The organism is Rhodoferax sp. TS-BS-61-7 (genome assembly GCF_002943465.1).
GTDB lineage: Bacteria > Pseudomonadota > Gammaproteobacteria > Burkholderiales > Burkholderiaceae_C > Allorhodoferax.
This window is the reverse complement of sequence record NZ_PTQY01000004.1, coordinates 297,918-321,811: the sequence shown is the minus strand read 5'-3', so window position 1 is coordinate 321,811 and position 23,894 is coordinate 297,918. Positions and strand designations below refer to the sequence as shown.

The 23,894-nt window shown below is 63.3% G+C and carries 19 protein-coding genes and 1 riboswitch; of the genes, 13 read left to right on the top strand and 6 right to left on the bottom strand.

What is annotated here, in order from left to right:
- Positions 1-4 precede the first annotated feature (4 nt).
- The 4 genes from C5F53_RS13140 (at position 5) to C5F53_RS13125 (ending at position 4,641) form a co-directional block, all read left to right on the top strand.
- Positions 5-1,543, top strand: a complete 1,539-nt coding sequence (locus C5F53_RS13140) for a sugar ABC transporter ATP-binding protein (RefSeq protein ID WP_105261811.1) — start codon at positions 5-7, stop codon at positions 1,541-1,543.
- On the top strand, positions 1,540-2,607 hold the full coding sequence (locus C5F53_RS13135) for an ABC transporter permease (RefSeq protein ID WP_105261810.1): 1,068 nt from the start codon (positions 1,540-1,542) through the stop codon (positions 2,605-2,607). Before C5F53_RS13140 ends, C5F53_RS13135 begins: the two co-directional genes overlap by 4 nt.
- The gene (yjfF, locus tag C5F53_RS13130; protein WP_105261809.1) at positions 2,604-3,572 is read left to right on the top strand and encodes a galactofuranose ABC transporter, permease protein YjfF; all 969 of its coding nucleotides are present in this window, start codon (positions 2,604-2,606) and stop codon (positions 3,570-3,572) included. The genes C5F53_RS13135 and yjfF overlap by 4 nt, the downstream gene beginning before the upstream one ends.
- 85 nt (positions 3,573-3,657) lie before the next feature.
- Positions 3,658-4,641: an aldo/keto reductase gene (locus tag C5F53_RS13125; protein ID WP_105261808.1), complete on the top strand. Its 984-nt coding sequence runs from the start codon at positions 3,658-3,660 to the stop codon at positions 4,639-4,641.
- Positions 4,642-4,668: 27 nt separating this feature from the next.
- On the opposite strand, the gene C5F53_RS13120 is transcribed toward C5F53_RS13125, so the two are convergent.
- On the bottom strand, positions 4,669-5,091 hold the full coding sequence (locus C5F53_RS13120; protein WP_105261807.1) for a universal stress protein: 423 nt from the start codon (positions 5,089-5,091) through the stop codon (positions 4,669-4,671).
- 94 nt (positions 5,092-5,185) lie between these two features.
- Between C5F53_RS13120 and C5F53_RS13115 the strand changes: the two genes are divergently transcribed.
- Positions 5,186-6,079 carry a DNA ligase gene (locus tag C5F53_RS13115; RefSeq protein ID WP_105261806.1) on the top strand — a complete coding sequence of 298 codons (894 nt, stop codon included), beginning with the start codon at positions 5,186-5,188 and terminating at the stop codon, positions 6,077-6,079.
- Between the two features lie 76 nt (positions 6,080-6,155).
- Here C5F53_RS13115 and C5F53_RS13110 read toward each other — a convergent pair whose 3' ends face one another.
- On the bottom strand, positions 6,156-6,962 hold the full coding sequence (locus C5F53_RS13110) for a metallophosphoesterase (RefSeq protein WP_105261805.1): 807 nt from the start codon (positions 6,960-6,962) through the stop codon (positions 6,156-6,158).
- Positions 6,959-7,921 (bottom strand): LysR family transcriptional regulator, encoded by a 963-nt coding sequence (locus tag C5F53_RS13105; RefSeq protein WP_105261804.1) that lies wholly within the window; start codon positions 7,919-7,921, stop codon positions 6,959-6,961. The genes C5F53_RS13110 and C5F53_RS13105 overlap by 4 nt, the downstream gene beginning before the upstream one ends.
- 129 nt (positions 7,922-8,050) lie before the next feature.
- On the opposite strand from C5F53_RS13105, the gene C5F53_RS13100 reads away from it, so the two are divergent.
- Positions 8,051-8,443, top strand: a complete 393-nt coding sequence (locus C5F53_RS13100; protein ID WP_105261803.1) for a hypothetical protein — start codon at positions 8,051-8,053, stop codon at positions 8,441-8,443.
- Between the two features lie 148 nt (positions 8,444-8,591).
- On the opposite strand, the gene C5F53_RS13095 is transcribed toward C5F53_RS13100, so the two are convergent.
- Both C5F53_RS13095 and C5F53_RS20350 read right to left on the bottom strand, forming a co-directional pair.
- A complete protein-coding gene (locus C5F53_RS13095; protein ID WP_105261802.1) occupies positions 8,592-10,475 on the bottom strand; it encodes a phosphoenolpyruvate carboxykinase (GTP) in 1,884 nt (627 codons plus the stop codon).
- Between the two features lie 427 nt (positions 10,476-10,902).
- Positions 10,903-11,043 carry a hypothetical protein gene (locus C5F53_RS20350; RefSeq protein ID WP_201740847.1) on the bottom strand — a complete coding sequence of 47 codons (141 nt, stop codon included), beginning with the start codon at positions 11,041-11,043 and terminating at the stop codon, positions 10,903-10,905.
- Between the two features lie 176 nt (positions 11,044-11,219).
- Here C5F53_RS20350 and C5F53_RS13090 point away from each other — a divergent pair, with 176 nt between their 5' ends.
- Entirely contained in the window at positions 11,220-13,547 is a 2,328-nt protein-coding gene (locus tag C5F53_RS13090; RefSeq protein ID WP_105261801.1) for an ATP-binding protein, read from the top strand.
- A 201-nt stretch (positions 13,548-13,748) separates the two neighbouring features.
- Positions 13,749-14,042, top strand: coding sequence for a hypothetical protein (locus C5F53_RS13085; RefSeq protein WP_105261800.1), 294 nt, complete (start codon positions 13,749-13,751; stop codon positions 14,040-14,042).
- 47 nt (positions 14,043-14,089) lie between these two features.
- On the opposite strand, the gene recQ is transcribed toward C5F53_RS13085, so the two are convergent.
- A complete protein-coding gene (gene recQ, locus C5F53_RS13080; RefSeq protein ID WP_105261799.1) occupies positions 14,090-15,937 on the bottom strand; it encodes a DNA helicase RecQ in 1,848 nt (615 codons plus the stop codon).
- Positions 15,938-16,089: 152 nt separating this feature from the next.
- Positions 16,090-16,189: riboswitch (S-adenosyl-L-homocysteine riboswitch) on the top strand.
- Positions 16,190-16,213: 24 nt separating this feature from the next.
- Here recQ and C5F53_RS13075 point away from each other — a divergent pair.
- The 5 genes from C5F53_RS13075 (at position 16,214) to C5F53_RS13055 (ending at position 23,893) form a co-directional block, all read left to right on the top strand.
- Positions 16,214-17,290, top strand: a complete 1,077-nt coding sequence (locus C5F53_RS13075; RefSeq protein WP_105261798.1) for a homocysteine S-methyltransferase family protein — start codon at positions 16,214-16,216, stop codon at positions 17,288-17,290.
- Between the two features lie 15 nt (positions 17,291-17,305).
- Positions 17,306-18,304 carry a Gfo/Idh/MocA family protein gene (locus tag C5F53_RS13070; RefSeq protein WP_105261797.1) on the top strand — a complete coding sequence of 333 codons (999 nt, stop codon included), beginning with the start codon at positions 17,306-17,308 and terminating at the stop codon, positions 18,302-18,304.
- A gap of 29 nt (positions 18,305-18,333) precedes the next feature.
- Complete coding sequence (gene metH, locus C5F53_RS13065; RefSeq protein WP_370446731.1) at positions 18,334-21,099, top strand: methionine synthase; 2,766 nt, start codon at positions 18,334-18,336, stop codon at positions 21,097-21,099.
- Between the two features lie 161 nt (positions 21,100-21,260).
- Positions 21,261-22,064, top strand: coding sequence for a glycine zipper 2TM domain-containing protein (locus tag C5F53_RS13060; RefSeq protein ID WP_105261795.1), 804 nt, complete (start codon positions 21,261-21,263; stop codon positions 22,062-22,064).
- A gap of 53 nt (positions 22,065-22,117) precedes the next feature.
- On the top strand, positions 22,118-23,893 hold the full coding sequence (locus tag C5F53_RS13055; protein WP_105261949.1) for a GspE/PulE family protein: 1,776 nt from the start codon (positions 22,118-22,120) through the stop codon (positions 23,891-23,893).
- Position 23,894: the final 1 nt, after the last annotated feature.

Sequence of the window (23,894 nt, the reverse complement as noted above, 5' to 3'; positions counted from 1 at the left end):
CACCATGACACACACACCACCGGCCCGCGATGCCGCTGCGCCCGTGCTGGAGCTTTCCGGCGTGGCCAAGCAGTTCGGCGCCGTGCGGGCCCTCTCGGGCGTGAACTTGCGCTTGTTTGCCGGCGAAGTCCACGCCCTCATGGGCCAGAACGGCGCGGGCAAGTCCACGCTCATCAAGGTCCTGACCGGCGTCTACCCGGCCGACCAGGGCGATATGCGCCTGAACGGCCAGTCCATCCGCGCCACGTCCACGCTAGACGCGCAGCGCCTGGGCATCAGCACCGTCTACCAGGAAGTGAACCTCTGCCCCAACCTGTCGGTGGCCGAGAACATTTTTGCCGGCCGTTACCCGCGCAGGGGCCTGACCGGCGCATGGTCGATCGACTGGACCCGCATGCACCGCGAGGCGCGCGAACTGCTGGCCCGCCTGAATCTGGACATTGACGTCACCCAGACACTCTCCAGCTACTCGGTCGCTGTGCAGCAGATGGTGGCGATTGCGCGCGGCCTGAGCATCTCGGCCCAGGTGCTCATATTGGACGAGCCCACATCGAGCCTGGACGATGAAGAGGTGGAGCGCCTGTACGGCGTGCTGCGCCAGCTGCGCGACCAGGGCATGGCGATTTTGTTTGTCACCCACTTTCTGGACCAGGTGTATGCCTTGTGCGACCGCATCACCGTGCTGCGCAATGGCGAGCTGGTGGGTGAATACCCGGCCGCCGAGCTGGGTCACAACGCCCTGATCGCGGCCATGGTGGGCCGCGAGCTGGTGGCCGCCCACAGTGCAGAGGCTGCCGATGGCGAGGCCCGTGCGGCGGAACCGGAATGGCTGCAAACCAAGGCGCTAAACCGCCGCGGCCATGTGAAAGCGGTAGACCTCGGCATCCGCCGCGGCGAGGTGGTGGGGCTGGGCGGCCTGCTGGGCTCGGGCCGTACCGAGCTGGCGCGCCTGCTGTTTGGGCTGGACCGCAGCGATGCGGGCGAAATTCTGCTGGGCGGCAAGGCCGTGCGCATGGATTCACCCGCCACCGCCATCCAGCTGGGGCTGGCCCTGTGCCCGGAGGACCGCAAGGCCGAGGGCATCATCGCCGAGCTTTCGGTGCGCGAAAACATTGTGCTGGCCTTGCAGGCCCGCCAAGGCCTGTGGCCCGCCATCGGCCGGGTGCAGCAAACCACGCTGGCCGAGGGCTACGTGAAAGCCCTGGGCATCAAAACCGCCGATGTGGACACTCCCATCGGGCAGCTGTCGGGCGGCAACCAGCAAAAAGCCGTGCTGGCGCGCTGGCTGGCCACGCAGCCCAGCTTGTTGATATTGGACGAACCCACCCGCGGCATCGACATTGCCGCCAAGCAGGAAATCATGAACGAGATACTGGCACTGGCCAAACAGGGGATGGCCGTGCTGTTCATCTCCTCCGAGATGGACGAGGTGGTGCGCGTCTCTGACCGCATCGTGGTACTGCGCGATCGCGCCAAGGTGGGCGAGCTGCCCGGCGGCACGAGCGACCAGGCGGTCTACGCCATGATTGCGGGGCAGGCATGAGTACCTCTACGACGCCTTCTTTGTGGAAGCGGGTGCAGACGCACCATTTGTTGTGGCCGGTGGTCACGCTGGTGCTGATCCTGATGGTCAACGCCAGCCTGAACCCCGGCTTCTGGATGCTGCAGTGGCGCGATGGCCACCTGTACGGCAGCATCATCGACATCCTGAACCGTGCCGCACCGCTGATGCTGGTGTCGCTGGGCATGACGCTGGTGATTGCGACGCGCGGGATTGACATCTCGGTCGGTGCCACCGTGGCCATCAGCGCGGCCGTGGCCGCCCTGATGGTGGGCGGCAAGCTGGTCATCACCGACGGTGTGGCACAACACATCAGCCGTTTCCCCATGTGGCTGGCGATTGTGTGTGCACTGCTCACCGCGCTGGCGTGTGGGTTGTGGAACGGGGTGCTGGTGGCCAAAATCGGCCTGCAGCCCATCATTGCCACGTTGATCCTGATGGTGGCCGGCCGGGGCGTGGCGCAGCTGCTCACCGACGGGCAAATTGTCACGGTGTATTACCCGCCCTACTTCTACATTGGCAGCGGTTACCTGTGGGGCTTGCCATTTGCGCTGTTCATTGCGGCCTTTGTTTACCTGTTGATGCACCTGGCCGTCACACGCACGGCGCTGGGCTTGTTCATCCAGGCCATTGGCATCAACCCCGCGGCGGCCCGTGTGGCCGGTGTACGCGAGCGGCTTATCAGCATCTGTGTCTACGCATTCTGCGGCCTCACCGCGGGCATTGCCGGGCTGATCATCAGCTCCAACGTGAAGAGTGCGGACGGCAACAACGCCGGCAACCTGCTGGAGCTGGACGCCATCTTGGCGGTGACTCTGGGTGGCACCCTGCTCACCGGTGGGCGTTTCAGCCTGGCCGGCAGCATGATTGGTGCGCTCATCATCCAGACGCTGACTTCCACCATTTATTCGATTGGTGTGCCGCCGGAAATCAACCTCGTGGTCAAGGCCGCGGTGGTGTTTGTGGTCATGCTGATGCAATCGGCGGAGTTTCGCCGTGCGGTGCGCGGCTGGGTGGTGCGTCCCAACGCAGGGAGCCAAGCATGAAGCTGCAAAGCAAATTTATTCCCCTGGCGGCCACCGTGTCGCTGTTCACGGCCATGTCGGTGTTTGGTTCGGTGTCGTACACCGGATTTTTCTCGGCCCAGGTGTTTCTCAACCTGCTGATCGACAACGCCTTCCTGGTCATCGTGGCGGTGGGCATGACCTTTGTGATCCTGTCCGGCGGCATCGACCTGTCGGTGGGCTCGGTGGTGGCGCTCAGCACGATTGTGCTGGCCAAGCTGGTGCAGCATCTGCACTGGGACCTGATGGTGGCGATTCCGCTGGTGTTGTGTATGGGCACGCTGTTTGGCGCCTTCATGGGTTGGCTGATCCAGCGTTTCCGCCTGCAACCCTTCATCGTCACGCTGGCGGGCATGTTTTTGGCACGCGGCCTGTGTTACCTCATCAGCATCGACTCCATCAGCATCACCGACGAGGCCTACACCGTGCTGGCGCAGACGCGTATCCACCTCTGGCCCGAAGGCCCCATGGTGTCCATCAGCGCGGTTCTGGCGCTGCTGGTCCTGGCGGGTGCGGTGTTCATCGCGCATTGCACCCAGTTTGGCCGCACCGTGTATGCCATTGGCGGGTCCGAGCATTCGGCCGTGCTGATGGGCCTGCCGGTGGCGCGCACCAATGTGGCGGTGTATGCGCTGAGTGGTTTCTGCGCGGCGCTGGGCGGCGTGGTGTTCACCTTCTACATGCTGTCGGGTTATGGCCTGCATGCCGTGGGGCTGGAGCTGGACGCCATCGCCGCCGTGGTGATTGGCGGAACCCTGCTCAGTGGTGGTGTGGGTTATATGGCAGGCACCTTGTTCGGCGTACTCACCCTGGGTGTGATCCAGACGCTCATCATGTTTGACGGCAGCTTGAGCTCCTGGTGGACACGCATCGTGATTGGCGCACTGCTGTTTGTGTTCTGCGTGCTGCAACGGGTGTTTGAAGCCGGGCGCAAGCCAGGGGCTTAGAGTTTGGGATCAAATAGGCCTCTAGCGCCCGTGGATGTTGCGCAAGCAGCTCCTGAAATCATAGCAATTTAAACGAAGGCAACACATGCAATACCGTCCCCTCGGCCGCACTGGCTGGAACATCTCGACCGTCAGCTTCGGCGCCTGGGCTATTGGCGGCACCTGGGGCGCCGTGGACGATGCCGACTCCATGGCCGCGCTGCACCGCGCGCTGGACCTGGGCGTCAACTTCTTTGACACGGCCGATGTGTATGGCGACGGCCGCAGCGAGCGCCTGCTGGCGCGCCTGCGCCAGGAGCGCAGCGAACCCTTCTATGTGGCCACCAAGGCCGGCCGTCGGCTCGACCCGCACGTAGCCGCGGGCTTCACGCGTGCCAATCTGACGGCATTTGTGGAGCGCAGCCTGCAGAACCTCAACACCGAAGCCATCGACCTGCTGCAGCTGCACTGCCCACCTACCGAGGTGTTTTACATGCCCGAAGTGTTTGGCGTGTTGGATGACCTGGTGGCGGCCGGCAAGCTGCGCCACTACGGTGTGAGTGTGGAGAAGGTGGAAGAGGCGCTCAAGGCCATCGAGTACCCCGGCGTGCAAAGTGTGCAGATCATCTACAACCTGTTCCGCCAACGCCCGGCCGAGCTGTTGTTTGAGCAAACCCAAAAACGCGGCGTGGGCATTCTGGCGCGCCTGCCGCTGTCCAGCGGGCTGCTCAGCGGCAAGATGACGGCGCAAAGCACCTTTGGCGCAGACGACCACCGCGGCTTCAACCGCGAAGGTGCGGCCTTTGACAAGGGTGAGACGTTTTCGGGGCTGGACTACCACGTGGGTCTGCAGGCGGTGGAGGCCATGCGCCCCCTGGTGCCGGCTGGCCAGAGCATGGCGCAAATGGCGCTGCGCTGGATCCAGATGCACCCGGCCGTGACCTGCACCATCCCCGGCGGCAAAACCCCCACGCAGGTGGCAGACAACGTGGCTGCGGCAGACTTACCGCCGCTGAGCGACGCCACCATGCAGGCCCTGGCCGACGTGTACGCCCGTTACGCCAAGCCGCTGGTGCACCAGCGCTGGTAAACCCAACGCAGGGGGGGCCGCGTAGCCTTAGCGGACTAGCAGTACGGGCACCCCGCAGTGTGCCAACACCTGCGTGGTGACCGAGCCCATCACCAGTTTGGCCAGCGCGCCATGGCCGTGGCTGCCCATCACCAGCAGGTCGAACTTGCCGCTGTCAGCGGTCTTGGCAATCAGGGCGCCGGCATGGCCGATTTTCCAGTCCGTCTTGGCATTGATACCGTGGCGCAGCAGGAATTTGCTGACGGGGGCCAGCACTTTTTCTGCCTCTTCCGACTGGTAACTCTTGACCACCTCTTTGCCCACCGCCGCTTTGGCGCGGGGTGGCAAGTCGGGCTGGGCGGTGAACACGGTGTAGTCGTGGTCGGCCGACAGCAGGGCTGGGTGGGTGCTCAGGTAAGCGAGCATTTTTTTGCTGTACGCACTGCCGTCAACGGCCAACAGAATTTTCATGGAGAGCTCCTCGGTAAAAACGCCAGTGTAGTGGTGCTATTGCGCAAGTGCGTGCGGTATATCAAACTCCGCGCACAACAGGGAGGAGACACGCATGCCCATGCAGAAAAATGTCACGCGCCGGGTGCTGCTCAAAGTCAGTGCGGTGTGCCTGGCGCTGGGAGCCGCCTCGCGGCGCAGCGACGCGCAAACCCTGCCGCCTGCGCTGATGCTGGCCCGGTTGCACGAGGCTGGCCAGCCGCTGGCCGGTGTGTGGGTGAGCGAAAAATACGACGGTGTGCGCGGCTACTGGGATGGCCAACACCTGCGCACACGCGGCGGCCATGCCATTGCCGCGCCGCCCTGGTTTACCGCAGGCTGGCCCGCGCAGCCGATGGACGGCGAGTTGTGGGCCGGGCGCGGGCAGTTTGCCCGGGCCGTGGCCACGGTGCGCGACCAGCGCCCCGACGAGGCGGCCTGGCGCGCCGTGCGGTACATGGTGTTTGACCTGCCGGCCCATGGAGGCACTTTTGACGAACGCCTGCCCGCCCTGCAAACCACCGTGCAGCAGATTGCCCAGCCCTGGGTGCAAGCGGTGGCGCAAACTCCGGCCCCCGATGCCCGGGCCCTGCAGCGTTTGCTCGACGACACCGTGCGTGCCGGTGGCGAGGGCCTGATGCTGCACCAAGGCGACGCACGTTACACGCCGCAGCGTAGCGAGGCGCTGCGCAAACTCAAACCCCATGCCGACGCCGAAGCCCGTGTGCTGGCCCATGTGCCGGGGCAGGGCAAACATGTGGGCCGCCTGGGCGCCTTGTGGCTGGAGTTGCCGGCGCAGGCCGGGCAGCCCGCGCAGCGCTTCAAACTCGGCACGGGGTTCAGCGATGCCGAGCGTGCTGCCCCACCGTCTGTGGGCAGCTGGGTGACTTACCGCTACCGTGGGTTGACCGACAAAGGTGTGCCCCGTTTTGCCAGTTTTGTGCGGGTGGCGCCCGAGCCTGGCCTCTGACAAGCGGCAACAACCGGCGGTGGTAGGCCGCAGGTCGCTATTAAATAGATAGCTGCTTGCGCAATATCCACGGGGGCTAGGGGCTGATTTCGATCAAAAAGTCGGCCCGGTAGCCCAGCTGTTCGTTTTTGCGCGCATACCCCAGCGGGTTGGCCACCACGCGGCAGTGGCCCACGCGGTAGTCGCTGGGCGCGTGCAGGTGGCCGTGCAGCCACAGCTGTGCGTAGGGCAGCAGTTCGTCCAGGCCATTGCAAAAGCCTGCCGTGCCGGGTACCAGGCCGTAGCGCGGGTCGGCGCTGTGCAGGCTGGGCGCAAAGTGGGTGATGACCACCGTCGGTCCGTCAAACGGCGTGGCCAACGCGGCACGCAGCCAGGCCTGGCATTCCAGTGCCTGGGCGCGCAGGCCCTCGGCCAGCCAGGGCTCGCCGTGGCGTGTGGTCAGGGTTTTCTTCAGGTAGTAGTTGGCGGCGCGGTAGGCCTTGTCGCGCGCCTTCAGGCGCTGGGCCTCGGGCGCATGCATGGCCAGCGCGTCAAAGTCGGTCCACAGTGTGGTGCCCACCAGGCGCACGCCGTGTATCACCAGGGTTTCACGCTCCAGCCAGAGAATGCCCAGCCGCTCGCAGGTGGCGCGCAGCCGGGCGTGGGCGGTGTCAAAGTCAAACGTGTCGTACTCGTGGTTGCCAGGCACAAACACCACGGGTGTGGGCCAGCCCTGCAAGGGGGAAAAGCGGCCCAGGCCAAAGTCCTCGTCCGTCAGCTGCGAGCCGGTTTGGTACGAGCCCACATCGCCGGCCAGCACCAGCAGGTCGGCACCGGGTATCGGCTGGGCCTGCCAGTGCGGGTTGCCTTCGAGGTGCAGGTCGGACAGCAGCTGGATCTTCATGCGGAAAACAGGCGGTCACCCAGCAGGGCAATTTGCTGGCGCAGCCAGGCATGTGGGGCGGCCGCGTCCAGGCGCTGGTGCCACAGCGCATCCACCTGGATGGGCGGCACATTAAACGGCAGCTCGCGAATCACCAGTTGGTCGGCATAACCCGTCACATGCACAAAGTGGCGTGGCAGCACGGTGAGCAGGTCGGAGTGCACCACCACGCGGCCCGCGGTGAAAAACTGGTTCACCGTCAGCACCACACGCCGCGTGCGTTTGAGGCTGACCAGCGATTCGTCAATAAACCCAAAGGCCCGGCCCGAAAAACTCACCAGCATGTGGTGGGCCTCACAAAAGCGGTCCAGCGTGAACTTGCCCTGGGTCATCGCGTGGTCCTTGCGCATCACACACACATAGTCGCCTACAAACAGGCGGTGGTGGCGGAAGGACTCGCCCGCGCCGGCCTGCGCGCGCGCGGTGAGGTCGGTCAGCACGGCCGGGAAGTGGCCAATGGCCAGGTCGGCCGCTCCTTCGTCCAGTACGCGGCGCGGGTCGCGGGTGGTGAGTGGCACCACACGCAGCGAGACACCGGGTGCGTCACGCGCCAACACTTCCACCAGCGGCGGCATGAGTTCGGCCGCTGTGGCGTCGGCCATGGTCAGCACAAAGGTGTTGGTGGCGGTGGCGGGGTCAAACACACTGGGCGCCAGCGAGGCCTGCAGTTTTTGCAGGGTTTCGCGCACGGCAGGCCAGAGTTCCTGGCCACGCGGTGTGGGCTCCAGGCTGCGGCCCTTGCGCACCAGCAGCTCGTCACCGAGGGCATCGCGCAGGCGGCGCAGGGCGTTGCTCACCGCCGGCTGGGTCAGCGCCAGCTGTTCGGCGGCCTTGGTCAGGCTGCGCTCGGCCATGACCGTGTCAAACACCTTGAGTAGGTTCAGGTCAAAGGTGCGCAGGTTGAGGGCTGGGGGCGACATGGCCAATCATAACTTTGGTGAATACCAAACATCACCAACCAAAAGTTGAATCGCATAAGGGAAAACCCTATGATTCGTCCATCCAAAAGATTTAACCCAGTGAGCTTCAACCTTTTTAAGGAGTTGACCATGACCACCGTACTCTCTTCCTCGTATTTTGCTTCTGCCCCCGCCGTGTTGTCGGCCCCCAAGGCCGAGGGCTCGCGCACTCTGGCGGGCATGTTGCTCGCCGCGGTGTTGTCCGCCCTGTTGGTGGTGGCAGACCAGGTGATCGATACCTGGGTCGACGGCCACTTGTTGGTGGGTTGGGTTGCTTTGTGGACCGTGGCCTTTGCTGCCCTGGCCTTGTTGGCACCTCCCCTGCGCAAAATGTCGGCTACCGCATCTGCCGTGATCATGGGTTGGGTGCACGCTGCCCAAGAGCGCCGCATGGAAGAAAAAATGTGGGAATACGCCCACCGCGACCCCCGCATCATGGCCGAACTGCAACACGCTGTGATGCGCAGCCGCAACGAAGCCTAAACGGTTTTCGTCGCAAGCCCGCCATGCAGGCGGGCAAAAAAAAGCCACCGGTTCGGTGGCTTTTTGCGTTGTGCGGCCGCAAACGGGTGGTTGGCGAGCCGACGCCTGGCCTCGGCGGGGTGCGCCGGGCCAGGTCTTGTATCGCCCTTCAGGCAGCCAAACGCTGCGCCAGTTGGGCTTGGGTCTCTTCGAGTTCCTTCGGCAAATGGTAGGCGAGCTGGGTGAACAGCTCGGTGTGCAGGGCAAATTCGGCCTTCCAGTCGTCCTTGTTCAGGCTGGTCACAGAGTCAAACTGGGCCTGGCTGAAGTCCAGGCCGGTCCAGTTGATCTCGGAATACTGGGGTGCGACGCCAAAACCGGTCTCGGTGCCGGTGGCCTTGCCTTCCAGGCGGTCGATCATCCACTTCAACACACGCATGTTTTCGCCGTAGCCGGGCCAGACGAACTTGCCGTCCTCACCCTTGCGGAACCAGTTGGTCGTGAAGATCTTGGGCTGTTTGGCGCCGGAGGTACCCAGCTTGTTGCCGATGTTGAGCCAGTGCTGGAAGTAGTCGCTCATGTTGTAGCCCATGAAGGGCAGCATGGCGAACGGGTCGCGGCGCACCACACCCATTTGCCCCACGGCGGCGGCGGTGGTTTCCGACCCCATGGTCGCGGCCATGTAGACACCTTCTGTCCAGCTGCGGGCTTCGGTCACCAGCGGCACCGTGGTGGAGCGGCGGCCACCGAAGATGAAGGCGTCGATCGGCACGCCATTGGCGTCGTCCCACTGGCTGTCCAGCGCGGGGTTGTTGCCAGCGGCCACAGTAAAGCGGGCGTTGGGGTGTGCGGCCTTGGCTCCGGTTTCCTTGGCAATCGCGGGTGTCCAGTTCTTGCCTTGCCAGTCGATCAAATGGTCGGGCAGGCCACCAGTGTCTTTTTCCATGCCTTCCCACCACACGTCGCCATCGTCGGTCAGTGCCACGTTCGTGAAGATCACGTTTTTGTCCAGGCTGGCCATGCAGTTGGGGTTGGTATGGAAGTTCGTGCCGGGGGCTACACCAAAATAACCCGCTTCGGGGTTGATGGCGTACAGCTTGCCGTCGGTACCGGGTTTGATCCAGGCGATGTCGTCACCAATCGTGGTGACCTTCCAGCCTTCAAAACCGGCGGGCGGTACCAGCATCGAGAAGTTGGTCTTGCCACAGGCGCTGGGGAAAGCGGCTGCCACGTGGTACTTCTTGCCTTCGGGATTTGTCACGCCCAAGATGAGCATGTGTTCGGCCAGCCAGCCTTGGTCGCGGCCCATGTTGGAGGCGATACGCAGCGCAAAACACTTCTTGCCCAGCAGCGCGTTGCCGCCGTAACCCGAGCCGTAGCTCCAGATCTCGCGCGTCTCGGGGTAATGCACGATGTATTTGGTTTTGCTGCAAGGCCATTTCACATCGGCCTGGCCCGCCTCTAACGGCGCCCCGACGGTGTGCACGCAGGGCACAAAAGCCCCGTCCACACCCAATACGTCGTAAACGGCTTTGCCCATGCGCGTCATGATGCGCTGGTTCACCGCCACGTACGCACTGTCCGACAGCTCGATGCCAATGTGCGCAATGTGCGAACCCAGCGGGCCCATGGAGAAGGGCACGACATACATGGTGCGGCCTTTCATGCAGCCGTCGAACAGGGCCTTTTCGCCCGCTTTGCCGGTTTGCAGCAGCGTGCGCATCTCGGCGGGGGCCATCCAGTTGTTGGTGGGGCCGGCGTTTTCTTTTTTCTCGGAGCAGATATAGGTGCGGTCTTCCACACGGGCCACATCGCTGGGGTCGGAGCAGGCCAAAAAGCTGTTGGGGCGCTTGGCAGGATTGAGCTTTTTGAAGGTGCCGGCGTCCACCAGTTGCTGGCAGAGACGCTGGTATTCCTCTTCGGAGCCATCGCACCAGACCACATCTTTGGGTTTGCACAGGGCCACCATGTCGGCGACCCATGCGATTAGGCGGGCGTTCTTAACGTAGCTGGGGGTGTTGAGGTTCAACCCCTGCATTACCGGTGAGTTCATGAAAAGCTCCTAAGTTTGAAAATCGTCTTTTCAAAACCAGGGTCCACGGGGCCGGCAGCCTGCAGCTTTGAGAAGACGGCTCCGGAAGGTGTGCGATGCGCACGCCCACTGAAGCGCTTCTCCCGAATTCTAAGAACTGGTACCGAAGTTACGAAGCGATTACATCGAATAACTATGCATAAATAACATCACAAAATGCTCAAAACACCATTGTTTGTTGCAATGCGGAATGATAGGGCTGTGTGCGTCGCAGGGCCGCAGCACATGGGGCCGGGCCATGACAAAAAATAGGAGAGGGGAGAAAGCGGCAGCCTGCAGCGCGGCAGGGGCCAGATACAGACGTCCGACGCGCCGTGGCGCCAGACGCGACCACGTCCGCAATGGATGCTTGCCCCGGTGCAGGGCTGGGCGTGCGGACGGGTGGGGTTTAGGCCATGGACACTGCAATAAATGCCAGCAGGAACATCAGCACGCCGCCCACGATAGGCAACACGATGGGCATCAAAGGCACCACGTCGTCCACGGGGTCTGCGGCATGGTGGTCGGTGTGGTTGTCAGGTGCGGACATGGCGGAATCCTTGGGTTCTTCGATTGCAAAACGCGAATTTTACCCACACCACCCGCGGTTGGGCCCTCACTTGGTCACTTGGGCGTGCCGGTATGGAAATCTGGGCCCATGTCTTCCATCTTGGCCCAGACTGCGCTATCGTCATTTCAGCACGTCACTGTGCTGGAGGCGTTTGAATGGTCAAGCGTACGCTGTTCCATCCTCTGGGTGGGCATCTCATTCCCTCACCGGGCCTGCAAGAGGCGCCGGTGCTGGACCTGATGTGCTCCCACTTTGTGCTCACCCTGGCCGCGCGCCAGGGGGCCAACTTCAATGTGCGCCGCGATTTCAATGGCGTGGTGGGCCTGGCCGGGCGGCATTTGGTCTGGCCGGTGTCGGTGCTGGGCCGCTTGCGCGAGTTTCTGGCGCGCCGCTGCCAGGGCAACGAGCTTTGGCGGGGCCACGAGGCGCTGGAGGCGACCGAGTTTCTGGCACGTTACGGTGTGTGGTGCGGCCCGTATGACGAAGCCACCCTGTTCTTCTTTCTGGACGAATACGCCAAAGACCAACCCAAAGACCTGATTTCGGTGCTCTCGGTCACCGGCGAGTGGTTGCGCCATGCACTCAAAAAGCAGTCCACGCTGGTAGAAAAAAACATCAACGCCCTGGCCGGCCTGTTGCAGCTCAACAAGGCCGAACGCGCGCTGCTGCTTTACGGCACGCTGGCCCGGTACCAGCGCGACATGCGCAGCATTCTGGTGGAGTTCAAGGTCAACAACGCCCCCGAGGCGTATGCCGCGATTGCCGAAGTGGCGGGTGTGAGCGCGCAGGAGCTGGGCGAGGCGCTGCGTGCGGGCTCGCGCCTGGAGCGTATTGGCTTGGTGGAAAACCTGATCTCCGAACACAACATCACCGACCTGGCCGACCTGATGAAGGTGAGTGAAAAGCTACCCCCAGTGCTGATGCGCCAGTACCGCGACCAGGCCGAGCTGATGGCGGTGTTCACCCGCCTGTCCACCAAAAGCCAGCTGGGCCTGCAGGATTTCAGTTTTGTGGCGGAGGACGCCGCCGTGTTGTGCAGCCTGCTGGCCAACGCAGTGGCCCGCAAGGAAGCCGGCATTAACGTTTTGCTTTACGGCCCGCCCGGGACCGGCAAGACCGAACTCGCCAAGGTGGTGGCTCAGCACGCGGGGCTAGAGCTGTTTGAGGTGGAGTACGCGGACCGCGACGGCAACTCGCTGAGCGGGCGCGACCGCTACCGTTCGCTGCAAATCGCCCAGGTATTCCTCAAGGGCAGCGCCCAGGCGGCGCTGCTGTTTGACGAGGTGGAGGACGTGTTCCCGCCCCTGTCCAGCGAGGCGGCGCATCTGATTGCACGTGCCGATGCTTCGCCCACACCCGCCAGCGGCAGCGTGAGTGGCAAGGCCTGGGTGAACCAGATTCTGGAGTCCAACGCCGTGCCCACGCTGTGGGTGACCAACCGCATCGAGCAGATCGACCCCGCGTTTCGCCGCCGGTTTGCCTACCACCTGGAACTCAAGTCCCCACCTCCGGGTGCCCGCGAAAGTTTGGTGCGCAAGACCCTGGCAGAGGTACCGGTGTCCGAAGGTTTTGTGGCCCGCCTGAGCAGCCGCAAGGGCCTGACGCCGGCACAAATTCGCACCGCCGCCCGTTTTGCGACGCTGGCTACCGACACCGCAGACACCTTAACGGCCGGCCCGGCTTTGGAGGCCCTGATTGAGCGGCAACTAAAAAACGCCGATTTGGCACTGGGCAATGCCGCCCCGGTGCTGGCCACGCCGACCGCACTCAGCGCCTACCGGCTGGAGCTGCTGCACCTGCAAAGCCGCTACGACATTGCCCGTGTGGTGCAGGCCCTGAAAACCCGTGGCCACGGCACCCTGTGTTTTTATGGCCCGCCCGGCAGCGGCAAAACTGCGCTGGCCGAACACATGGCCCTGGCGCTGGGTCGCCCGCTGCTGGTGCGCCAGGCCAGCGACCTGCTGAGTAAATATATTGGTGAAACCGAGCAGGCCATGGCTGCCATGTTCCGCGAGGCCGAATCCGAAGGGGCGGTGCTGCTGCTGGACGAAGCCGACAGCTTTTTGCAGGATCGCCGCGGCGCCCAGCGCAATTACGAGGTGAGTGAGGTCAACGAGATGCTGCAGGGCATGGAGCGTTACCGGGGTGTTTTTATCTGCACCACCAACCTGATGGACCGGCTGGACCCAGCCGCGCTGCGCCGGTTCACCTTCAAGATTGAGTTTTTGCCGCTAAGCCCGGCCCAGCGCGAGTCGGTGTTTTTGGCCGAGGCCTGCCCGGGGCAAGACAGTTTGCCACCGGCTTGGGCCAGCCGTTTGGGGGCTTTGGACCAGCTGTGCCTGGGCGATGTGGCCGCGGTGCGGCGCCAGGCCGACATTCTGGGCACCGTGTTGGGGCCCGAAGAATTCTTGGAGCAGCTGGAGGCGGAACACCGGATCAAACCCGAGGTACGCGAGCGCCGGTCCATGGGGTTTGTGCACTAAAACAAGCGCGGGCGGGCCCGCCCAGCCGCGCGCCAGGGTGCAAATGCACGGTTTTGGTAACCCATTTGTAATTATTTGAACCTGCTGTCAACCAATCCCCCCCTTGGTGCGTGAAAGGCTCATGCGGACGCCAAACCGCAGCCCACGTTGGACATACAGGGGCCGCACCGGCGTCTATTTCATTCTCTTAGCGCGGCAACTATGCACCGAGACACGATTCAAGTGCCTGAAAAAGGCACCTACAAGTGGCAGCTGTTTAACTACTGGTCTGGTGAATTCCGCCAAACCCATGCGGACCATTCGGCCTATATCGCCCTGAACTTTGCCGGTGCCCTGGAGGCCTGCCGCACCAAATTCCAGGCGCTGATGCAGCACCACCGCGCCAAGGCTGCCGATACGGCCTGTGCCGCCCGCCACATGCGTGCGATGGAACGCTTGCAAAACACCATGTCCGGCGCGGCCATGGCCTACGAGAGCGGTTTTCACCGCCATTGAGCCCCTGCGCTGGGCCGGCCCCAAAGGACTGGCCTTGGCTCTGTCCCTTATTCCAGCGCCACCACCCGCAGCACATCGCTGGCATAGGCTTCCAGTTTTTTGGCGCCTATGCCGCTGATGCCCTGCAGGTCATCCAGGCTCTGGGGCGCACGCTGGGCAATGGCCGCCAGCGTGGCGTCATGAAAAATCACATAGGCGGGCAGGTTGTGCTCTTTGGCCACCTCGGCCCGCCAGGCCTTGAGGGCCGAATAACGCAGCAGGCCTTCGCTGTCCAGGTTGATGGGCGCCTTGACCACCGCACCCAGGCGCGGGTTGCGCCGGCTCTTGCGGTCGGCCGGGGCCGAGACCGACTCGCGCAACATCACCGGCACCTCGCCTTTGAGCACCGCACGCGATTCGGCCGTCAGTTGCAGCGTGCTGAACTCCCCCCCTTGTACCGCCACCGCGCCCATGGCAATCAGCTGGCGCAGCACGCCGCGTAATTGCAGTTCCGAAAAATCGGCGCCCAATCCAAAAGTGCTGAGGCTGGTGTGGCCGTACTGGGTGACTTTTTCCGTGGTCTTGCCACGTACGATGTCCATCAGGTGGCCGGCGCCAAAACTGACACCATTCATCTGCTGAATGCGGTAGATGGTGGACAGCAGCTTGCGGGCCGCATCCGTGCCGTCCCACACGGCGGGTGGGTTCAGGCAGTTGTCGCAGTTGCCACAGGGCTGACTGGCTTCGCCAAAGTAACTTAGCAGCCGCACACGGCGGCAGTCGGTGGCCTCGGCCAGGCCCAGCAAAGCATCCAGCTTGCCGCGCATGACTTGTTTGAATTCCTCGCTGGCCGGGCTCTCGTCAATCATGCGGCGCTGGTTCACGACGTCTTGCAGGCCATAGGCCATCCAGGCGTCGGCGGCCTGGCCGTCGCGCCCGGCGCGGCCGGTCTCCTGGTAGTAGCCTTCGATGTTCTTGGGCATGTCGCGGTGGGCTACAAAACGCACATCGGGCTTGTCGATGCCCATGCCAAACGCAATGGTGGCCACCATCACGATGCCTTCCTCGCGCAGAAAGCGGTCCTGGTTGGTCTGGCGCACCTTCTGGTCCAGCCCGGCGTGGTAAGGCAAGGCCTTGATGCCTGCATCCACCAGGGTCTGCGCCATGTCTTCCACCTTTTTGCGGCTCTGGCAGTAGACGATGCCGGCCTCTCCCTCGTGTTCGCGCTCAATAAAACGCAGCAGCTGGGTGGTGGAGTCTTTCTTCTCGACGATGGTGTAACGGATGTTGGGGCGGTCAAAGCTGCTGACAAAGGCGCGCGCGTCTTCGAGCTGCAGCCGCTCCAGAATGTCGGCGCGCGTCAGGTCGTCGGCGGTGGCGGTGAGCGCGATGCGCGGAATGCCGGGGTAACGCTCGTGCAGCACCGTGAGGTTGCGGTAGTCGGGCCGGAAGTCATGGCCCCACTGGCTCACGCAATGCGCTTCGTCAATCGCGAACAGGCTGAGCTTGCCGCGCTCGAACAGCGAATCCAGCAGCGCTAAAAAACGTGCGTTGTTGACCCGCTCGGGCGCGGCGTAGAGCATGGTGATTTCGCCGCGCAGCAGTTGTTGCTCGATCTGGTAGGCCTCGTCGCCACTCAACGTGGAGTTCAGGAAGGCGGCGCTCACGCCCGCCTCGTGCAGCGCACCCACCTGGTCGTGCATCAGCGCAATCAGTGGCGAAATGACCAGCGTGGCGCCCAGCCCGCTCTGTTGTCGCGCAATTGCGGGGATCTGGTAACACAGCGATTTGCCGCCGCCTGTGGGCATGAGCACCAGCGCGTCACCACCGGCAATGACGTGCTCCACGATGGCCGCTTGGGGGCCACGGAACTGCTCGTAGCCGAATACATCGCGGAGGATCTGCAATTGGGGCACGGGAATGCTATAAAAATGAGAGCTGCTTGCGCAATATCTATAAGGGCTAGGGCACTAAAAGACCAATATTTGTGCCGACGGAGGTGCGCTCTATTGTCGTGCAAGCGAGATGGTGCAGCAGCAGCGATGGCGCTTGTCGACTAAAATCACGGCTTCCCAAGGGGCGCTGCAGCTGGCGCCTGTCTTCACCGGTTCATCGTGTGCAGGCAGGCCTCCAGTCAGGCTTGGGGACTCCAACCGCGCTCACTTGTTTAAAACCACACAGTGAGCCGCCGAATGAAGCCCATCACCTACACCCGTGCACAAGCCTTGCCAGGCATTCTGGCGCAGCGCATCGCCATTTTGGACGGCGCCATGGGCACCATGATCCAGCGTTTCAAGCTGGGCGAGGCGCAGTACCGCGGCGAGGGTTACAGCGGCCCCGGCAGCCAGGGCGACCGTTTCAAGGGCTTCCATAAAGACGTGAAAGGCAACAACGAGTTGCTGAGCCTGACGCGGCCCGACGTGATCAGCGACATCCATGAGCGTTACCTGGCTGCGGGTGCCGACCTGATTGAGACCAACACCTTTGGCGCTACCACCGTGGCCCAGGCCGACTACGACATGGCCGACCTGGCCATCGAGATGAACTTGGTGTCCGCCCAACTGGCACGCGCCGCCTGCGACAAATACAGCACGCCCGACAAGCCCCGCTTTGTGTGCGGCGCCCTGGGGCCCACGCCCAAGACCGCCAGCATCAGCCCCGATGTAAACGACCCTGGCGCCCGCAATGTGACGTTCGAGGAACTGCGCGCCGCCTACTACGACCAGACCAAGGCGCTGGTGGAAGGCGGCAGCGACGTAATTTTGGTGGAAACCATCTTTGACACGCTCAATGCCAAGGCCGCCCTGTTTGCCGTGGACGAGTACTTCGAGGCCAGCGGCGAGCGCCTACCCATCATCATCAGCGGCACGGTGACCGATGCGTCGGGCCGCATCCTGAGTGGTCAGACGGTGACAGCCTTCTGGCACAGCGTGCGCCACGCGCAGCCCCTGGCGATTGGCCTGAACTGCGCACTAGGTGCCGCGCTGATGCGCCCCTACATCCAGGAGCTGAACAAGGTGGCGCCCGACACCTTTATCAGCTGCTACCCCAACGCCGGCCTGCCCAACCCCATGAGTGACACCGGCTTTGACGAAACCCCCGACGTGACCAGCCGCCTGGTGCGCGAGTTCGCCGAAGAGGGCCTGGTCAACATCGTGGGCGGCTGCTGCGGCACCACGCCCGACCACATTGGCGCCATCGCCCATGCGGTGAATCCGGTGGCTGCGCGCAACGTGCAGCGCAATTTCTTCTACAAAGAAGCCGCCTGAAGCGAGAACACAGCCATGAAAAAAGTCACCTGGGGCGTGCTGAGCACCGCCAAGATTGGTATGGAAAAGGTCACCCCCGCGCTTATGCGCAGCCAGTGGTGTGATGTGCAGGCGATTGCGTCTCGCTCGCTGGAGAGTGCGCAGGCTGCGGCAGGCAAGCTGGGCATTCCCAAGGCCTATGGTTCCTACGAAGAGTTACTGACGGATCCGACCATTGAGGCGATCTACAACCCCTTGCCCAACGACCTGCATGTGCCCATGACGCTGGCCGCTGCGCGCGCGGGCAAACATGTGTTGTGCGAGAAGCCGATTGCGCTCAACGCGAATGAGGCCGCGCAGCTGCGCGAGGTGGCGGGCAAAGTGCACATCATGGAAGCCTTCATGGTGCGCTTTCACCCGCAGTGGTTGCGCACGCGCGAGCTGGTGCAAAGTGGCGCCTTGGGGGATTTGCGTACCGTGCAGGTGTGGTTCTCCTACTTCAACCGCAATGCGGCCAACATCCGCAACGATGCGAGCAAAGGCGGCGGCGCCTTGATGGACATCGGCTGTTACCCCATCGTCGCAGGGCGCTTTTTGTTTGGGGCAGAGCCGCTGCGTGTGATGGCATTGGCAGATATGGACCCCGACTTTGGCGTGGACCGTGGGTTCAGTGCCCTGCTGGACTTTGGCAATGGTCGCCGCCTGGATTTCACAGTTTCCATGCAAACCACGCCCTACCAGCGCGTGCAGGCCATAGGCACCGAGAAGCGGGTGGAGATCGAAATTCCGTTCAACGCGCCCCAGGGCCAGGAAACCCGTATTCTTGTGGACGACGGCAAGGTGCCAGGTGGTGGTTCGGCCGTTACCGAAACCTTTGCCGCCTGCGACCAGTACAGCCTGGAGGGCGATGCTTTCTCGCTGGCCATCCGCGGCACGCACCCCCTGCAGTACGGCGTGGAAGACGCCATCCAGAACATGCGCATCATCGACGCGCTGTTTGCCTCGCAGGCCAGCGGCCGCTGGGAATCGGTCTAGGCCGCCATACACACCATTAGAGGTCTTTTATGCCCCAAGCACCCGCGAATACTGCGCAAGCAGCTATTAAAAACGTAGCGCCCATGATGTTGTCCGGCCTGGAGCCGGTGTTGATCGACAGCAGCAGCCTGTTCGTCAACGTGGGTGAGCGCACCAACGTCACCGGTTCCAAAGCCTTTGCCCGCATGATTCTGAACGGGCAGTTCGAGGAAGCCTTGGCCGTAGCACGCCAGCAGGTGGAAAACGGCGCGCAGATCATCGATATCAACATGGACGAGGCCATGCTGGACAGCCAGGCCGCCATGGTGCGCTTCCTGAACCTGATCGCCTCCGAGCCCGATATTTCCCGCGTGCCCATCATGATCGACAGCTCCAAGTGGAGCGTGATCGAGGCCGGCCTGCGCTGCGTGCAGGGCAAGGCGGTGGTGAACTCCATCAGCATGAAAGAGGGCGTGGACGCCTTCAAGCACCAGGCCAAGCTGCTGCGCCGGTATGGCGCGGCCGCCGTGGTCATGGCCTTTGACGAAAAGGGCCAGGCCGACACCTACGAGCGCAAGGTCGAGATTTGCGAGCGCGCCTACCGCATTCTGGTGGACGAGGTGGATTTTCCGCCTGAGGACATCATCTTCGACCCCAACATCTTCGCTATCGCCACCGGCATTGAAGAGCACAACAACTACGCGGTGGACTTCATCAACGCCACCCGCTGGATCAAGCAGAACCTGCCCGGCGCCAAGGTGAGCGGTGGTGTGAGTAACGTGTCCTTTAGCTTCCGCGGCAACGACCCGGTGCGCGAGGCTATCCACACCGTGTTCCTGTACCACGCCATCCAGGCGGGTATGGACATGGGCATTGTGAACGCCGGCATGGTGGGCGTGTACGACGACCTGGAGCCGGTGTTGCGCGAGCGCGTGGAAGACGTGGTGCTGAATCGCCGCGACGACGCGGGCGAACGCCTGGTGGAGATTGCCGAGACCGCCAAGAGCGGCGCCAAGGACGAAAGCAAGAAGCTGGAGTGGCGCGGTACAGCCGAGGCCCCCGCGTCGGTAGGAGCGCGCCTGAGCCACGCGCTGGTGCACGGCATCACTGACTTCATCACCCAGGACACTGAAGAGGCCTACCAGGATGTGTTGGCCAAGGGCGGGCGCCCGCTGCATGTGATCGAAGGCCCGCTGATGGACGGCATGAACGTGGTGGGTGATCTGTTTGGCCAGGGCAAGATGTTCCTGCCCCAGGTGGTGAAAAGCGCGCGCGTGATGAAAAGCGCCGTGGCGCATTTGCTGCCGTACATCGAGGCCGAAAAGCTGGCGATGGTGGAGGCCGGTGGCGAAGCCAAGGCCAAGGGCAAGATCGTCATCGCTACCGTCAAAGGCGATGTGCACGACATTGGCAAAAACATCGTGACCGTGGTTTTGCAGTGCAACAACTTTGACGTGGTCAACATGGGTGTGATGGTGCCTTGCCATGAGATTTTGGCGCGCGCCAAGATTGAAGGGGCGGACATCATTGGCCTGTCCGGCCTGATCACCCCCAGCTTGGAAGAGATGCAGTACGTGGCCGGCGAGATGCAAAAGGACGACTACTTTCGCATCAAGAAAATCCCGCTGCTCATCGGTGGCGCTACCTGCAGCCGCGTGCACACGGCGGTGAAGATTTCCCCGCATTACGAAGGCCCGGTGGTCTATGTGCCCGATGCCTCGCGCAGCGTGAGCGTGGCGCAGAGCCTGCTGAGCGAGCAGGCGGCCAAGTACATCGACGAGCTCAACACCGACTACGACAAGGTGCGCCACCAACACGCTAACAAGAAGCAGACACCGATGTGGCCGCTGGCCAAGGCGCGTGCCAACAAGACGCGGATCGACTGGGCCGCCCACCAGCCCACGGTGCCGAAGTTCATTGGTCGCCGTGTTTTCAAGAACTTTGACCTTGGCGAGCTGGCCAAATACATCGACTGGGGCCCGTTCTTCCAGACCTGGGACTTGGCAGGACCGTTCCCCGCCATCCTGAAGGACGAGGTGGTGGGCACCGAGGCCGTGCGTGTGTATGCCGACGGCCAGCGCATGCTCAAGCGCCTGATCGAGGGCCGTTGGCTGACCGCTAACGCGGTGGTGGCGCTGTACCCGGCCAACACGGTGAACGACGATGACATCGAGTTCTATACCGACGAGAGCCGCAGCGAGGTCGCCATGACCTGGTACGGCCTGCGCCAGCAGACCGAGAAGCAAGAGATTGACGGCGTGATGCGCCCCAGCCGCTGCCTGGCCGACTTTGTCGCGCCCAAGGGGGTGAAGGCGGACTACGCGGGCCTGTTCGCAGTGACCGCGGGCATTGGCGTGGACAAAAAGGAAAAATACTTTCTGGACGACCTGGACGACTACTCGGCCATCATGCTCAAGTCGATTGCCGACCGCCTGGCTGAAGCCTTTGCCGAGGCGCTGCACCACCGCGTGCGCACCGACCTGTGGGGCTACGCGGCCGACGAGGCGCTGAGCAACGAGGCCCTGATTGCCGAGCAGTACAAAGGCATCCGCCCCGCGCCCGGTTACCCGGCCTGCCCGGACCACAGCGTCAAGAAAGACATGTTTGACCTGCTGCAGTGCGCAGAAATTGGCATGGCGGTGACCGAAAGCCTGGCGATGACGCCGGCGGCCAGCGTGAGCGGCTTCTACATCGGGCATCCGGACGCGACCTACTTCAACGTCGGCAAGATCAGCGACGACCAGGTGCACGACTTGGCCCAGCGCCGCAACCTGAATCAGGCCGAGCTGGAGCGCCTGCTGGCGCCTAATTTGTAAACCGTCGCCGGGCCTGGGGTCCGGCTGGGCGCTGCTTTACCCAGCGTTACAAATCAGACACCTTGGCGAGCCCTGCGCTGTGTACCTTTGGCCTGCCCTGGTCGTTGTAAGGCGACCAAGGTGTGAAAGGGCGATTCCGTCCCTTGCCAAAGGAGTGATCTATGAGCAGTGCCATGTCTATGCCCGGTGCCGTGCCGGCCGCCGTTTCGTCTACCAACCGTTTCTTGTGGGCCTCGGTCGGCGCCTTGGGCGCCACCACGCTGGCCCTGGGGGCCGCGCTGGTGCAGGTTAACCACCGCAGTGCGGACGAGGTGGCGCCCGCCACACCACTGACCCCCGCCGCCACGGTGGCTGCGGTTTTGCCTGTGCCCGAGTTGCCCGTGGTGCAAGCGGCACCAGCCAAACCGATTACTCCAGCACCAGAAAAGGTGCAAAAAATAGCCAAACCCCCCGTGAAATATGCGCAAGCAGCTCCTAAAACAGTAGCAAAAACAACGACTGCTGTGGAACCGGCAGTGGTAGACAGCCTGCCTGGCCGCGACCAGTCCTGGGAGCCCGTGGCTGCGGCGCCCCTGCCCGCCCCCAAAGTGGTGTGCGCCAGCTGTGGCACCGTAGAAACCGTGACGCCGGTCCAGCGCGAGGCTGCCCCCAGTGGTGCGGGCGCCGCCGTGGGTGCCGTGCTGGGTGGGCTGCTGGGCAACCAGGTGGGTGGCGGGGATGGCAAGACCTTGGCCACCATTGCCGGCATTTTTGGCGGTGGTATCGCCGGGAACGCGGTGGAGAAGAACATGAAGAAAGAAACCGTCTACCAGGTGGGCGTGCGCATGGAAGACGGCTCCTTGCGCCGCCTGGAGCAGAGCAGCCCGGTGGCCGTGGGCGCCCGGGTGACGGTGGAGGGCAACACCCTGAATCCGGCTGCAGCGCCTGCACCAACACCCTTGCCAGGCGCGCGTACCGCCACCTGACGTGCCTTGCGTGCTATTATTTTTGCAAACCGCAAAAGGAATAGCGCATGAACATGGCAACGGCAGCGCCCGGTGCGCCCGACGGGTCTCGCCCGTCCCCGCCTCCGCCACCGGGCCGCCCTGAGAAACTGCGGCTGGGTGACGTGCTGGTCCAGCAGCGCCTGATTTCCCAAGAGCAACTGCAGCAAACCCTGGAGTTGCAGCGCACCACCGGCAAAAAGGTGGGGCGCCTGCTGATCGAGACCGGTGTCATCACCGAAGAGCTGCTGGCCAATGGCCTAGCACGCCAGCTGCGCATCCCCTTCGTCAACCTCAAGACCTTTCCGTTTCGTGCGGAAGTTACCAAACTGTTGCCCGAAAGCGCAGCACGGCGTTTTCGGGCGCTGGTGCTGGAAGACAAGGGCGACAGTCTCTTGGTGGCGCTGGGCGACCCGCTGGACCTGTTTGCCTACGACGAGCTGACCCGCCTGCTCAAGCGCAACATTGGCATCGCTGCGGTGCCCGAGAGCCAGTTGGCGCTGGCGTTTGACCGCCTGTACCGCCGCACTGAAGAAATCAGCGGACTGGCCCGCGCCCTGGAAAAAGACCTGGGCGACGCGGTGGACTTTGGCGAGCTGACCGCCACGGTAGGCATTGAAGGCGCACCCGTGGTGCGCCTGCTGCAGTCGCTGTTTGAAGACGCCATGCAGGTCGGCGCGTCGGACGTGCACATCGAGCCGCAAGAGGGGTTTTTGCAAATCCGGGTGCGCGTGGACGGGGTGCTGCAGACCCAGACGCAGGCCGATAAACGCATTGGCGGTGCCCTGGCCCAGCGCCTCAAGCTCATGGCGGGGTTGGATATTTCCGAAAAACGCCTGCCCCAGGACGGCCGTTTCAGCGTGCGCCTGAAGGACAACACCATTGATGTGCGGCTCTCCACCTTGCCCACGACCTATGGCGAGTCGGCGGTTATGCGCTTGCTAAACCAGGGTGCCGGCATGCGCCGACTGGACAGCATTGGCATGCCCGCCGAGATGCTCAAGCGTTTTCGGGAAGTGTTGGCGCGTACCTCCGGCATGGTGCTGGTCACCGGCCCCACGGGCTCGGGCAAAACCACCACGCTGTATGCGGCGCTGGCCGAAATCAATGCCGCCGAGCTCAAAGTTATTACCGTGGAAGACCCGGTGGAATACCGCCTGCCCGCCATCACCCAGGTGCAGGTCAATGACAAGATTGAGCTGACCTTTGCCCGCGTGCTGCGTGCCTGTTTGCGCCAAGATCCGGACGTGATTTTGGTGGGCGAAATGCGCGACGCAGAGACGGCCGAGATTGGCCTGCGCGCCGCCATTACCGGGCATTTGGTGTTGTCCACCTTGCACACGCGCGATGCCATCAGCACCCCATTCCGCTTGCTCGACATGGGGGTGCCCCCTTTCATGGTGGCCACCAGCCTGCAGGCGGTGATTGCCCAGCGTTTGGTGCGCATGAATTGTTCCGAGTGTTCGGCACCGCACGCGCCCACGCCCCAAGAGCAGTCTTGGCTGGACTCGATGTTGGAGCCCGGGAGCACGCTCACCCCCAAGCGCGGTTTGGGTTGCTCTTCTTGCAACGGCACGGGTTATGCCGGGCGCCAGGGTGTGTATGAATTGCTGGAGATGGACGCAGTGCTCACACACGCGGCCTCGCATTCCGATCCCGCCAGTTTTATGCGCACGGCACGCGACCGCATGAAGGGCCACACCATGGCCCACCATGCGCTGGAGCTGGTGCGCCAGGGCCGCACATCGCTGGCCGAGGCCTTGCGCATCGGTTTTGATGCGGACGATGACGAAGAGCCCCAGGGCGCCTGAG

Coding starts and splice junctions, on each gene's coding strand:
- metH (WP_370446731.1), top strand. CDS start 18,334: ATGCCCCAAGCACCCGCGAATACTGCGCAAGCAGCTATTAAAAACGTA.
- C5F53_RS13100 (WP_105261803.1), top strand. CDS start 8,051: ATGACCACCGTACTCTCTTCCTCGTATTTTGCTTCTGCCCCCGCCGTG.
- C5F53_RS13120 (WP_105261807.1), bottom strand. CDS start 5,091: ATGAAAATTCTGTTGGCCGTTGACGGCAGTGCGTACAGCAAAAAAATG.
- yjfF (WP_105261809.1), top strand. CDS start 2,604: ATGAAGCTGCAAAGCAAATTTATTCCCCTGGCGGCCACCGTGTCGCTG.
- C5F53_RS13115 (WP_105261806.1), top strand. CDS start 5,186: ATGCCCATGCAGAAAAATGTCACGCGCCGGGTGCTGCTCAAAGTCAGT.
- C5F53_RS13060 (WP_105261795.1), top strand. CDS start 21,261: ATGAGCAGTGCCATGTCTATGCCCGGTGCCGTGCCGGCCGCCGTTTCG.
- C5F53_RS20350 (WP_201740847.1), bottom strand. CDS start 11,043: ATGTCCGCACCTGACAACCACACCGACCACCATGCCGCAGACCCCGTG.
- C5F53_RS13070 (WP_105261797.1), top strand. CDS start 17,306: ATGAAAAAAGTCACCTGGGGCGTGCTGAGCACCGCCAAGATTGGTATG.
- C5F53_RS13105 (WP_105261804.1), bottom strand. CDS start 7,921: ATGTCGCCCCCAGCCCTCAACCTGCGCACCTTTGACCTGAACCTACTC.
- C5F53_RS13125 (WP_105261808.1), top strand. CDS start 3,658: ATGCAATACCGTCCCCTCGGCCGCACTGGCTGGAACATCTCGACCGTC.
- C5F53_RS13110 (WP_105261805.1), bottom strand. CDS start 6,962: ATGAAGATCCAGCTGCTGTCCGACCTGCACCTCGAAGGCAACCCGCAC.
- C5F53_RS13085 (WP_105261800.1), top strand. CDS start 13,749: ATGCACCGAGACACGATTCAAGTGCCTGAAAAAGGCACCTACAAGTGG.
- C5F53_RS13095 (WP_105261802.1), bottom strand. CDS start 10,475: ATGAACTCACCGGTAATGCAGGGGTTGAACCTCAACACCCCCAGCTAC.
- C5F53_RS13055 (WP_105261949.1), top strand. CDS start 22,118: ATGGCAACGGCAGCGCCCGGTGCGCCCGACGGGTCTCGCCCGTCCCCG.
- C5F53_RS13090 (WP_105261801.1), top strand. CDS start 11,220: ATGGTCAAGCGTACGCTGTTCCATCCTCTGGGTGGGCATCTCATTCCC.
- C5F53_RS13075 (WP_105261798.1), top strand. CDS start 16,214: ATGAAGCCCATCACCTACACCCGTGCACAAGCCTTGCCAGGCATTCTG.
- C5F53_RS13135 (WP_105261810.1), top strand. CDS start 1,540: ATGAGTACCTCTACGACGCCTTCTTTGTGGAAGCGGGTGCAGACGCAC.
- C5F53_RS13140 (WP_105261811.1), top strand. CDS start 5: ATGACACACACACCACCGGCCCGCGATGCCGCTGCGCCCGTGCTGGAG.